The sequence below is a fragment of the Nocardioides sp. genome, from assembly GCF_035429765.1.
In the GTDB taxonomy this organism is placed as follows: domain Bacteria; phylum Actinomycetota; class Actinomycetes; order Propionibacteriales; family Nocardioidaceae; genus Nocardioides.
Genome location: NZ_DAOMFK010000031.1, coordinates 10,967 through 22,204, shown reverse-complemented (window position 1 = coordinate 22,204; position 11,238 = coordinate 10,967). Strand labels below are relative to the sequence as shown.

Sequence of the window (11,238 nt, the reverse complement as noted above, 5' to 3'; positions counted from 1 at the left end):
CCGCGGGGCCCGGGCCACGCTGGACGTCCCCGGCGACGCGCCGGTGTCCGGGACCTGGGGCTGGGCGGCGGCCGACCCGGCGGATACGGACTGCGTGGTCCCGGTCCGGACCGAGGGACGCGAGCTCGGGCGGATCGCGGTGACACTCCCCCGAGGCCGCACCCCTCGCCCCTCGGACGTGCGCCTCCTCGAGGCGTTGGCCGACCAGACGGCCGTCGCCTTCCGCAACACCTCCCTGGCCGGCGCCCTGGCCGACCGCGTCGCGGAGCTCGACCGCACCACGGGACGGCTGGCCGGCTCACGCCGCCGCCTGATCGCGGCCGACGATGCCGCACGGCGCGCGTTGGAGGCCGCGATCAGCCGGGACGTGCTCCCGTTCCTCACGTCGCTGCCCGACGAGATCGGCCGGGCTCGCGCGGCCGTCGCCAGCGGGGAACCGGTCGACCTCGACCGGCTCGTCGACGGCACCAACGAGGCGCTCGAGGCCCTGCGCGAGCTCACCCGCGGCGTGTTCCCCACCCAGCTTGCCCGCTCGGGGCTGGAGCCGACGCTGCGGTCGCTGTTCGCCCGCTCGGCGGCGGGCGCGCGGCTGACCATGGACGGAGCCGGCGGTCGCCGGTTCCCCCCGCGGGTCGAGGCGGCGGTCTACTTCTGCTGCGTCGAGGCGGTCCACGCCGTGACCGGACCGCTGTCGGTCGACCTCTCCGGCGCCGGCGACGACCTGGTCCTCCGGATCGTCGGCACCTCCGACGGCCTCGACCTCCAGGGCGTCACCGACCGGATCGAGGCAGTGGGCGGTGAGCTGAGCCACAGAGACGGCGCACTGGTCGTGACCATCCCCGTCGGGCCGGAACGGGTAGCCCGTGCGTCAGTCCTGGCCGGAGGTCCGGGCGGCACCGTTCCACGCGGCTGAGAGCCGGTCCGGGCCGAAGGCCGCCTTCGGGATGTACGCCGCCGCCCCGCACCCGGCCGCGTCGATCTGGTCCTCGTCGTAGGTCGACAGCAGCACGACCACGGGCGCGTCCGGCTCGGCGACGAGCAGGCGGGTCGCCTCGACGCCGTCGACGCCGGGCAGGTGGACGTCCATCAGCACCAGGTCCGGGCTCAGCCGCCGCGCCGCCGCGAGGGACTCCTCACCGGTGGTCACCGAGCCGACCACCTCGAAGCCGTCGGTCGCGGCGACCACGGCGGCCATGGCGCGGCGGAAGGGCTCCTGGTCGTCCACGATCAGGACCCGTACGTCGCCCACGGCTCACCTCCTCGACCCTCATCGTCCCGCGCCGGTGCGAGTCGGGGCAGTGGGGCTAGCCACACGCCGTTCAGGATGCTGGCCCGCCGCCGGTCGCCTCCAGGTAGGCGAGCACCGCCATCACGCGCCGGTTGACGTCGGACTCGTTGACCAGGCCGAGCTTGGCGAAGACCGACCCGATGTGCTTCTCGACCGCCCGCTCGCTCATGAAGAGCGCCTTCGCCGTCGCCGCGTTGCTGCGGCCGGTCGCCAGCTCACGGAGCACCTCGAGCTCCCGCTCGGTCAGCCCGTGCAGCGCCGAGCTGGTCTCCTTGTTCTTGCGGGCCAGCAGCCCCTCGACCACCTTCGGGTCCAGCGCGGACCCTCCCCGGGCCACCTCGTGCAGGGCCCGGACCAGCTCGTCGACCTGGGTGACCCGCTCCTTGAGGAGGTAGCCGAGCCCCTCCACGCCGTCGGAGAGCAGGTCGAGGGCGTACTCCTCCTCGACGTACTGGGAGAGCACCACCACGCCCGTCTGAGGGAACTCGGCCCGGATCCGCTTCGCCGCGTCGATCCCCTCGGTGGTGAAGGTCGGCGGCATCCGGATGTCGGTGAGCACGGCGTCCGGGCGGTGCAACGCCACCGCCCGGTGCAGCGCCTCCGGGTCGGCCACCGTCTCGACGAGGTCCACCTCGGCGGTCTCGGTCAGCAGCCCGGCGACCCCCTCGCGCACCAGGTAGTTGTCGTCGGCGAAGACGACCCGCACCGTCATGGGGCTCACTGTAGGGGCCGCAGGAAGGCAAGGGATACGGCCAGCACACCGCCCACCGGGTGGCGAGCCCCACCCTGCGTCGGCGGGGGGCCGTCGAGGGCGGGCGGTTCCCCGGGCCGGGCGAGCGGCCAGCACGACCGACGTGGCGGCCTGCGCGGACGACGATCGAAGGCATCGGCGATCCCGCCGGACGCTCACCCAGGAGACGATGATGAACACCCACGAGACCACCCGAAGGACACCGGTTCCGACAGCCCACCGCCACCGGGCGCAGCAGGGTTTCTGCACGGTCTGCGGGAGCGCCTGGCCCTGCTACCGAGGACGTCGAGCCGAGGTCCCAGCGACCCTCGCCCGCATCGCCTCGGTGCTGCTCTGACGGCTCAGGCCCGGTGGTCACCTCCGTCGACGAGGGTGCCGTGGTGCCGGACCGCCCGCCCGAGGAGCAGCAGCGTCGGAGCCAGCAGCAGCGCTCCGACGCTCAGGGCGGCCCGGACCCCCGCCCTGTTGCCGACCAGGCCGAGCATCGGCCCTCCGGTCCACTCGCCGAGGCTTCCCGCGACACTGGTGATCGACAGCACGGTGGCGCGCACCGACGAGTCGGTGACAGCCTCGTTGAGCCAGGTGCTGAAGGGCGCGGAGGTCAGGTCGCGGATGACAGCCGTGGCCAGGTACGCCACGAGAGCAGCCCACAGCGAACCGGCGAGCGCGAAGGCGAGCGCGCACACCATGAGCGCGGCGTGCAGGACGAGGAGCAGCCGGGCCAGGCGCGCGGCCTGGAGCCGCTCCACGCGGGACACCATGGGGACGGCGACCGCGAAGGCCAGCACGAGGGTGGCGGCGCCGAGGATCCCGAACCAGACCACGTCTCCCAGCCCACCGATCGGCGGCAGCCCCACGTCGAGCAGCAGGTGGGCCTCCCACAGCCGGTCGAACCCCTCCTGGAAGGCGCCCACCAGCACGAAGATCACCACGATCAGCAGCAGGAGGCGGCTGGCCCGCACCACGCGGGCGCCATCCCGGGCGGCGCTGAGCATCGCACCCACCTGGCGGACCTGCGCGCGCTCGGGCCGGGTGAACCCCTGCTCGGGCATGGCCAGCGCGAGGTACGCCGCCAGCAGGATCGAGATGACGCCCGCCGCGACCAACGGGAGCCAGAGGTGCACCAGCGCCAGGCCCACGGCGCTGCCGATGCCGAGCAGACCGGTCACCCGTGCGACCTGGGCACCGCGCTGGTACGCCGCACCGAGCCCCCCTGACCCCACCTCGTCGGCGAGCCAGGCGTCCTCGGCGCCGCTGCGGAAGGTCCAGCCGAACCCCCACAGCGCCATGCCTGCGATGACCCACCCGGCCGCGGGCAGGACCCCGATCCAGATCATCGCAAGCCCGGAGACCACCGCGGCGACGACGACCGACAGCCGGCGCGAGTAGAGGTCGGCGACGACCGACGTCGGGATCTCGAAGCAGAAGTAGGCCACCTCGAGGGCGGTGCCCGCGAGGACCAGCTGGAGCGGTGTCATGTGGACGTCGCGGATGAAGTAGACCGCCGCAGTGGTCCACGACAGGGTGCCGATGAACCCCCAGGCGCCGCTGTAGACCAGCCACACCAGGTGCGCCGACGGACGACTCGCCACCCGGGTGAGCCTAGACCGGTCAACCGGCATCGGGCCGCCGACGCCGGTGAGCGACGTCCTGCCTTCCCGCGTCCTCCGGCCCGCCCTACTGTGGAACCTGCCGCGGGACGTACCGTGACGGCAACCGGTCCAGGGGGTCCGATGCATGAGCTGACCATCGCCCAGAGCGTGGTCGACGCCGTCCTCGAGCGGACCGGCGACCGGCCGGTCACCACCGTGCGGCTGCAGGTCGGCAAGCTCGCCGGCGTCGTGCCCGACGCCCTGCTCTTCGGCTTCGACCTGGTCACCGCGGGCACCCCGTTGGCCGGCGCCGCGCTCGTGATCGAGGAGCCCTACGGCAAGGGGCGCTGCCGACGCTGCGGCGAGCGGTTCCCGGTGGAGGACCTGCTGGTGCTGTGCGGGTGCGGGAGCGCCGACGTCGAGCTGCTCGGCGGTCGGGAGCTGCAGGTGACCTCGGTGGACGTGGGCTGACGATGTGTGCGACGTGCGGCTGCGGCGCCGAGGAGGTGCGGATCACCTCCCTCGGTGAGGAGGGGACGGCACACCACCACGACCACCACGACCACCACCACGAGACGCGGACCCTCGAGCTGAACCGGGCCGTGCTTGCCCGCAACGACGACCTCGCCCGCGACAACCGCGCCTGGCTCGCCGCCCGGGGGGCCCTGGCGGTGAACCTGATGAGCTCACCCGGCGCGGGGAAGACCTCGCTGCTGGAGCGGACCATCCGCGAGCTCACCCCGCGCCCGGTCCAGGTCGTCGAAGGCGACCAGGAGACCGTGATCGACGCCGAGCGGATCCGCAGCGCGGGCGCCGAGGCGGTCCAGGTCAACACCGGCGCCGGGTGCCACCTCGACGCCACCATGGTCCGCCGCGCCCTGGACCGGCTCCAGCCGGTCCAGGGCGGGCTGGTGTTCATCGAGAACGTCGGGAACCTGGTCTGCCCGGCGCTGTTCGACCTCGGCGAGCGGGCGCGGGTCGTGGTCATCTCGGTCACCGAGGGCGACGACAAGCCGCTGAAGTACCCCCACATGTTCGCCGCCGCCGACCTGGTCGTGGTCAACAAGACCGACCTGCTCCCGTACGTCGACTTCGACGTGGACCGCTGCACGGCGGATGCCCGCAGGCTCAACCCGGACGTCGCGGTCATCCCCCTCTCGGTGCGCACCGGCGAGAACCTCGAGGCCTGGCACGGCTGGCTCGCCTCGCTCTCAGGCGGCGCATAGCCTCACCGCGCACCCACCGAGATAGTCCGCCGCGATTCCCATCATTCGGCGCGTCGAAATGATGATTTCCGCGGCGGACTATCCCCGGGTGACCTTGCCGTGACAGCCGGGAGGCACAGCTCAGGGGAACCGCGGGTTCGCGTTGTCGGAGGTGACGCTGGTGCCGCTGGTGGGCACCTGGCAGTCGCCGAGGCTGATGGCGACCGTCTGCCCCCAGTCGGCCGAGTCGGCCTGCACCTGGAAGTGCAGGTGGGCACCGCTGCTTCGGCCGGTGTTCCCCGACAGGGCGATCGGCTGACCCGCCTCGACCTGGTCGCCGACGTTGACGCTGATGCTGTTGACCTGGAGGTGGAAGTACCAGCTGGTGAAGCCGCCGAGGTGGCGGATCCGCACCGCGTTCCCCCAGTTGCGCAGGTCGCCGTCGGGGAACGGCTGGTTGGTGGGCGACACCGGGGCCGTGGGGTCGAAGGTCGCGGTCTGGGCCCCCTGCAGCCACTCCACGACGCCGGCGCGGGCCGCGCGCACCGGCGTACCCGCGGGGAGGCCGAAGTCGAACGCGAAGGCCTGCACGCCCGTGTGGGAGCCGCCGACGGTGTTGTTGCCCTGGGTGCAGGTGTAGGACACACCGCTGGTCCAGGGGTAGCGGTACGCGCCGGTGCCCTGGTCGTGGACCTCGAGCGCGGTCAGCCGCAGGCCCTGTCCGAAGTACGTCGTGTCCTCGGTGACCAGGTCGACGATCCCGCGGCGGTGGCTGCACCACTGGGTGCCCTCCCCCGGCTGCCAGAGGGCGGCGTACCGGTCGCCCTCGATGGCGAGCGCGGCGATCCGCAGCCCTTGGCCGAAGTACGTCGCGTCCTGCGCCTCGAACTCCGCGCCGCTCATGCCCGCACGCCACCACTGGGTGCCCTCGCCGGGGCGCCAGACGGCGGCGAACCGGCCCTGGTCGACCTCGAGGCTGGTGATCCGCAGCCCCTGGGGGAAGTAGGCGCGGTCCTGTGCCTCAAGGTCGGCGACGGACATCCCCCAGTGGACCCACTGGGTGCCGTCGCCGGGGCGCCAGACTCCGGCGAACCAGCCGTTGTCGACCTCCAGCGCGGTCAGCCGGAGCCCTTGGTCGAAGTAGACCCGGTCCTGCGCGGCGAAGGAGTCCGCAGTGAGCCCCCAGTGCACCCACTGCGTCCCCTCGCCCGGCTGCCACACAGCGGCGAACCGGCCGTTGCGGATCGCCAGGCAGCGGATCCGGAGCCCTTGGTCGAAGTAGACCCGGTCCTGGGCGACGAACTCGTCGGCGGACATGCCTGCCCGCCACCACTGCGTGCCCTCACCGGGTCGCCAGACGGCTGCCAGGCCCTCGTCGGTCATCGCTCCGGTCCTCTCGTGGCTGTCTCCCCACAGGAGCCGGGACCGGTGGCACAGATACCGGGCGAGGGTGGTCACGTGGAGGCGGTGGCTACCCTGGCTCAGCGCAGACGCGCGAGGTCCCGTCGGACGTAGCGCAGGTGCGCCCACTCCTCCTCCAGGATCACGCGAACGCAGTCACCGACGCTGGGACGCCAGTCACCGCCCCACGGGTCCTCGCGTTCCTCCGCGAGCAGCTCCGCGGTGGCCGTGGCCAGGAAGTCGGTCACCAGTCGCTGCCGCTCGGCACGCACCGCGAGGATCTCCGCGTACGCCGGCGGGTCCGCGCGGAAGACCGACAGGTCGAAGCCCATCTCATCGGCACCGGTGAAGATCTGGCCGATCTCGTGGAACGGCTGCGGCACCCGCAGGATCGCGCCGCGCAGCCAGGCGTCGGTCGCCAGGACGAGGTGCCGCAGGGTCTGGGCCAATGACCACTCGTCCTCGACGTGGGCGTCCACCAGGTCCGGCGGCGTTCCCGCCACGGTCGTCTGCCACGCCGACTGCACGGCGACCCACCCCTCGCGCAGGCCCTCGGGCGTCTGCGCCTTCTGCAGCTCGCGGCCGGGGAACTGCCGGTTGAGCTCGGCGTCCACGAGCGGCACCACGTCGACCCCGTTGACGATGAGGCTGCCGAAGAACAGGTCGTGGCTGTCGATGTCGAGTCCGTCCACATCGACGCTGCGCATGGTCACCCCGCTGACATCGGAGAACCGCAGGGTCGCACCCTTGAAGCTCGCCTTGACGAAGGTCGCGCCCTCGAACCCCGTCGTGCCGGAATAGGTCGTCATCGGTTCATCATCGCCGCTGTCGGGGACAGGCCGCCAGGATCGACCGACGACACGCCTCGTCCTCGGGCGTGGGCGGGAGGACGTGCCGAGAGACACACGCACGTCGCCCCCACGGCCGGCGTAATCTCGAGGCAGAGAAAGGAAGCCACATGGCACGTCTCGTCCTGGGGATCGTGCTTGTCCTGCTCTTCATCGCCGGCCTCTTCGGGGATCCGCCGAGCATTCCTGCCTACCTCGCCGGTGGCAGCGCCATCTTCCTGGTGCCGGCGACTCTGTGCTTCTTCTTCGGTGTGCGCGGGATCCGGCGAGGCCGGGCGACTCCGGCACCGTCCCCGCAGCAATCGGCTGGCCCGGCAGGAAGGCCGGCTGGGGCTCCCGTCACCGCCGCCGCCCAGGCCGCGCAGTCGCCTGCCTGGTACCTCGACCCCACCGGCAGGCATGAGCAGCGGTTCTGGGACGGCGAAGGCTGGACCCGCCACGTTGCGGACCAGGGGTCGACCTCGATCGAGCCCTCGGACGTGCACGAGCTGACCCGGGTCTTGGGTGACAGCAGCGACCTCACCGATCGGGTCGTCGCTGCGCGGATGCTCGGCGCGCTCGGCGACACCCGTGCGGTACAGCCGCTGGTGGAGGTCGCGGTCGCTGTGGGGCAGCCCCCCGAGCTCAGGGCGGCCGCCCTGGCCGCGTTGGCGACCATCGGGGAGCCCTCGGCAGCCGAACCCCTCGTCGCTGCCGCCGTCTCCGGCGCTCTGGGATCGCTGTCGTCCTCCGACGTCGGCCGCGCGCTGGCCAGGATCGGCGACGCCGCGTCCCTCGCCCCGCTCCTCGTGAAGGTCATGAGCTCCAACGACGAGTACGACGACTACCACGACCCGTTCGCGTACGAGACGGCCGAGTACTTCACCTCCACGGACAGGGAGTGGCAGGAGGGGATCTCTGACGACTGTGCCGTCATCCTCGCTTCTGCTGGCGAGCCGGGCGTTGACGCACTCCTGGCGGCGACGTCGCTGGGTAGTTCCAGGACGGCGGTGGCCCGGGCGCTCGGGGGCGTGCCGAACCCGCCCCTCGAGCGGTTGTCTGCCCTGGCGCACTCCCCTGACAGCCACGTCAGGGCGGCAGCCATCGCAGCGATCGGGGAGGTTGCTCAGCAGCAGGAGTCGCTGCGCGAGAGCCTCGTCGGGGTGCTCCGGGAAGCGACCGAGGATGCCGACGACGTGGTTCGCGAGACCGCTAAGCACCAGGCGGCACTGCTGGAACCCACGGGCTCCGACGACGCTGCGCACCCGCAGGCGTTGGTGAGCGACGAGCACCGTCAACGCAAGGCCGCCATCGACGCGCTCCGGACCTCGGGTGACCAGGACCCGGAGGAGCCACGCACACTCCAGGACCTGGGGGACCCCTCCGTAAGGGACGCGGCCGACCCCGGCAGGGACCTGCGCGAGCATGCTGACTTCGACGTCGCCTACATGCTCGCCGCATACCCCACGGGCCTCAGCGAGGACCACGCCCACGCGGATCCCGCCATCCTGCGCGCGGGCGTCGCCAGCTGTCGGCGCAAGGCATTCCTGCTCGCCAGGCTGAGCTCCTACCGCACCTGGCAAGGGGACTGTCTGGCCGCGTTGGACCACGCAGTGGCGGCGGTCCTGCTCGGAGACCCCTCGCAGGGACCAGGTGACATGGTGCAGGTGATCGAGCTCCTCACCGCGGCCTTCAGGAGGGCCGAGCGCTTCCAGGAGGCGGTGACGGCTGCCGCGGTGCAGGCTCCTTACGCACTCGGCCCCCACGAGGCCGATGCTGTGGAGCGCGCCGTCGCGGAGCTGGCCGAGCGGTACCCCGACGAGGTTGCCTGGGCGGCGGACACCGTACGCGGGAAGCTGACCACGACCCTCTCGGCGAAGCGGCACGCTCTGTGAGCAGCGCCGCCCGGGCGCTCGCGTTGAGGGTCGAACGTGTTCAGGCGGCACTCAGGTCGCGTCGCCGGAACCCGAGCAGACCGAGCGCGGTGAGTGCCAGGGCGCTGCCGAGGAAGGTCAGGACCGCGGGCGTGTTGAGATCGGCGGCCGGGACCGGGCCCAGGTGGGTCAACAGGGACGTGTCGAGGATGCGCTGGTTGTCGGTGAGGCTGGTGCCGAAGGTCTCGACGAGGAACGACCAGAGGACCAGCACGTAGAGGGTGGGCGCGGCCAGCCGCGGCAGGGTGCCGTAGATGAGGGCGCCGAGACCGAGGACGACGAGGCCCGGTACGGCGGTGCTCAGGCCAGCCTCGAGCATGGGCACGAGCCCGATCCCGTGTCCCGAGACGCCTGCCCAGCCGCCGACCGCCACGGCGGCACCGCTCCCGACGACGAGCGTGGCAGCGACAGTGAGCCGGCCGAGCAGCCACCGGGACCGAGTGACCGGCCGCACCAGGAGGTTGTCCAGGTGACCCTCGGCCTCCTCGTCGCGAAGCGAGGCGATCTGGGTGGCGGCCCCGAAGGCCAGGATGGCCGCGAGGTAGAGGAACTCGTAGCCGACCCAGGCCTCCATGACACTGCCGCTCCCACCGAGCCGCCCCACGGTCTCGTCGACGTTGCTGCCGAACCCCGCATCCGCGGCGACGCCGGCGGTGATGCCGAAGACCAGGGCGAGCAGGCCAAGTCCGACGATCCAGGCAAGGACGACCCACCGCTCGAGGTACCACGCCAGGCTCCAGAGGCTGGCGGGCCTGGTCACCGCGTCCAACCCCGGGGCGGTGCTACGGCGCCGGCTCCACGCAGCGACGCCGACGTCGCGACGACCGGCGGTCCCGATCGTTGCCAGCGTCAGGCCGACGACCAGCACCGCCACGGGCAGGAACGCCCACGGCTGGGGGTCGGTCAGCGGACGCACGTTCTCGATCCAGCCAAGTGGGCTGGCCCACCGCAAGCCCTCGAGGCCGAGCCCCGCGTCTGCCAGCAGCCGGATCAGGTAGGCGACGCCGAAGACCGCGGCCGCCATGCCGTTGGCCTGCCGCCGGGTGCCGGCCAGCTGGCTGGCCAGGGCTCCGACCGCGAGGAAGACCGCGGCGCTGGCGCAACCGGCGAGGGCGTAGACCACCGATTGGGAGACGGAGAGGCCCACGGTGGCGCGCGAGCCCACCACCACCGTGATCGACGCCGTCACCACCCAGAGGACCAGCCATCCGACTCCGAGCCCGACCAGAGCCTGCACGGTGGCGTGACGTCGGGAGGTTCTCCCCGAGAGCAGCAGCTCCCAGCGCCCCGAGTCCTCCTCGCCCCGGAGCAGCTTGGTCGCGGTGAGCAGCCCCCAGACGGCACCGACGATCAGCATCAGGCCGAACATGCGCCAGGCCACCACGCCCTCGATCGTGTCGAGCTGGCGACCGGGACCGATGACCGCGCTCAACCCCGCGTTCCCTCCGAAGGAGGCGGCGAACTCCTGACGGGAGGCGGCGGTCGGGAACGTCGAGTGGTAGGTCAACGCCTCGTTCGCGATCAGCAGACCGAAGAGCACTCCCCAGACCAGTGCCGGGCGTGCGGCGCGGATGGCTGTGGTGGTGGCGACCACACCGGCGAACCCGGTCCTTCCGGCGGCGGACTCACGCATCGGCCGGCTCCTTCCCGGCCCCCTCCCCGCCGTAGTGCGCGAGGAAGAGCTCCTCCAAGGACGGCTCGCGGCTGAGCAGCTGGTGCACGCCCGAGGCCGCCAAGACCCCCAGCAGCGGCTCGACCGACCCGACCACCTGGCACCTCACCCGGTTGCCGTGCACCTCCGCGGCCCTGACCCCCGGCACGCGGGACAGGTCGGGGGGCGCGGCGTCGAAGGTGGCGTCGATCGACAGCGCCGACAGGTGACGCATCTGCGCCAGGGTGCCGACCTCGACCAGCTCGCCCGAGCGGAGGATCGCGACCCGGTCGCTGAGCGCCTCGACCTCGCTGAGGATGTGCGAGGAGAGGAACACCGCCTGCCCCCTGTCCCGGGCCTCGGTGACACAGTCCCGGAACTCCTGCTCCATGAGCGGATCCAGACCGGTGGTGGGTTCGTCCAGCACCAGCAGATCCGCGCGGGAGCTCAGTGCTGCGACGAGCAGCACCTTCTGCTTGTTGCCCTTGGAGTAGGCCCGGACCTTCTTGGCCGGATCGAGACGGAAGCGCTCGACCAGCTCGTCCCGATAGGCGGTGTCCACTCCCCCCTGGATGCGGCCCCCCTGGAT

The 11,238-nt window shown here is 72.2% G+C and carries 11 protein-coding genes; 4 read left to right on the top strand and 7 right to left on the bottom strand.

Translation table 11 applies throughout. The annotated features are described in order from the left end of the window. Positions 1 to 913: hypothetical protein (locus tag PLP61_RS05355; RefSeq protein ID WP_324501101.1), on the top strand; the 913-nt coding region annotated here is incomplete at its 5' end. Here PLP61_RS05355 and PLP61_RS05350 read toward each other — a convergent pair. From PLP61_RS05350 to PLP61_RS05340, 3 genes are all read right to left on the bottom strand, one after another. Further along, entirely contained in the window at positions 869 to 1,249 is a 381-nt protein-coding gene (locus PLP61_RS05350) for a response regulator (RefSeq protein WP_324501099.1), read from the bottom strand. The genes PLP61_RS05355 and PLP61_RS05350 overlap by 45 nt on opposite strands. A gap of 70 nt (positions 1,250 to 1,319) precedes the next feature. Continuing rightward, positions 1,320 to 2,000: a response regulator transcription factor gene (locus tag PLP61_RS05345; protein ID WP_502888962.1), complete on the bottom strand. Its 681-nt coding sequence runs from the start codon at positions 1,998 to 2,000 to the stop codon at positions 1,320 to 1,322. A gap of 380 nt (positions 2,001 to 2,380) precedes the next feature. Then, positions 2,381 to 3,631, bottom strand: coding sequence for an MFS transporter (locus PLP61_RS05340; RefSeq protein ID WP_324501097.1), 1,251 nt, complete (start codon positions 3,629 to 3,631; stop codon positions 2,381 to 2,383). Between the two features lie 141 nt (positions 3,632 to 3,772). Here PLP61_RS05340 and PLP61_RS05335 point away from each other — a divergent pair, with 141 nt between their 5' ends. Further along, entirely contained in the window at positions 3,773 to 4,102 is a 330-nt protein-coding gene (locus PLP61_RS05335; protein ID WP_324501095.1) for a hydrogenase maturation nickel metallochaperone HypA/HybF, read from the top strand. Between the two features lie 2 nt (positions 4,103 to 4,104). After that, complete coding sequence (gene hypB, locus PLP61_RS05330; protein ID WP_324501094.1) at positions 4,105 to 4,857, top strand: hydrogenase nickel incorporation protein HypB; 753 nt, start codon at positions 4,105 to 4,107, stop codon at positions 4,855 to 4,857. Between the two features lie 120 nt (positions 4,858 to 4,977). Here the strand turns inward: hypB and PLP61_RS05325 are convergent, their stop codons facing one another. Together PLP61_RS05325 and PLP61_RS05320 are read right to left on the bottom strand one after the other, a co-directional pair. Then, positions 4,978 to 6,219, bottom strand: coding sequence for a M23 family metallopeptidase (locus tag PLP61_RS05325; RefSeq protein ID WP_324501092.1), 1,242 nt, complete (start codon positions 6,217 to 6,219; stop codon positions 4,978 to 4,980). A gap of 98 nt (positions 6,220 to 6,317) precedes the next feature. After that, on the bottom strand, positions 6,318 to 7,046 hold the full coding sequence (locus tag PLP61_RS05320) for a DinB family protein (RefSeq protein WP_324501091.1): 729 nt from the start codon (positions 7,044 to 7,046) through the stop codon (positions 6,318 to 6,320). Positions 7,047 to 7,195: 149 nt separating this feature from the next. Here PLP61_RS05320 and PLP61_RS05315 point away from each other — a divergent pair, with 149 nt between their 5' ends. After that, positions 7,196 to 8,959 (top strand): HEAT repeat domain-containing protein, encoded by a 1,764-nt coding sequence (locus tag PLP61_RS05315; RefSeq protein ID WP_324501090.1) that lies wholly within the window; start codon positions 7,196 to 7,198, stop codon positions 8,957 to 8,959. 40 nt (positions 8,960 to 8,999) lie between these two features. Here PLP61_RS05315 and PLP61_RS05310 read toward each other — a convergent pair whose 3' ends face one another. After that, the gene (locus tag PLP61_RS05310; RefSeq protein ID WP_324501088.1) at positions 9,000 to 10,631 is read right to left on the bottom strand and encodes an efflux permease Rv1217c-related protein; all 1,632 of its coding nucleotides are present in this window, start codon (positions 10,629 to 10,631) and stop codon (positions 9,000 to 9,002) included. Then, on the bottom strand, positions 10,624 to 11,238 hold a 615-nt coding region (locus PLP61_RS05305; RefSeq protein ID WP_324501086.1), incomplete at its 5' end, for an AAA family ATPase. The genes PLP61_RS05305 and PLP61_RS05310, both read right to left, overlap by 8 nt.

Excerpts from the sequence above, each read along its gene's own strand:
- PLP61_RS05335 (WP_324501095.1), top strand. The coding sequence starts at position 3,773 with ATGCATGAGCTGACCATCGCCCAGAGCGTGGTCGACGCCGTCCTCGAG.
- PLP61_RS05315 (WP_324501090.1), top strand. The coding sequence starts at position 7,196 with ATGGCACGTCTCGTCCTGGGGATCGTGCTTGTCCTGCTCTTCATCGCC.
- PLP61_RS05345 (WP_502888962.1), bottom strand. The coding sequence starts at position 2,000 with ATGACGGTGCGGGTCGTCTTCGCCGACGACAACTACCTGGTGCGCGAG.
- PLP61_RS05325 (WP_324501092.1), bottom strand. The coding sequence starts at position 6,219 with ATGACCGACGAGGGCCTGGCAGCCGTCTGGCGACCCGGTGAGGGCACG.
- PLP61_RS05320 (WP_324501091.1), bottom strand. The coding sequence starts at position 7,046 with ATGACGACCTATTCCGGCACGACGGGGTTCGAGGGCGCGACCTTCGTC.
- hypB (WP_324501094.1), top strand. The coding sequence starts at position 4,105 with ATGTGTGCGACGTGCGGCTGCGGCGCCGAGGAGGTGCGGATCACCTCC.
- PLP61_RS05310 (WP_324501088.1), bottom strand. The coding sequence starts at position 10,631 with ATGCGTGAGTCCGCCGCCGGAAGGACCGGGTTCGCCGGTGTGGTCGCC.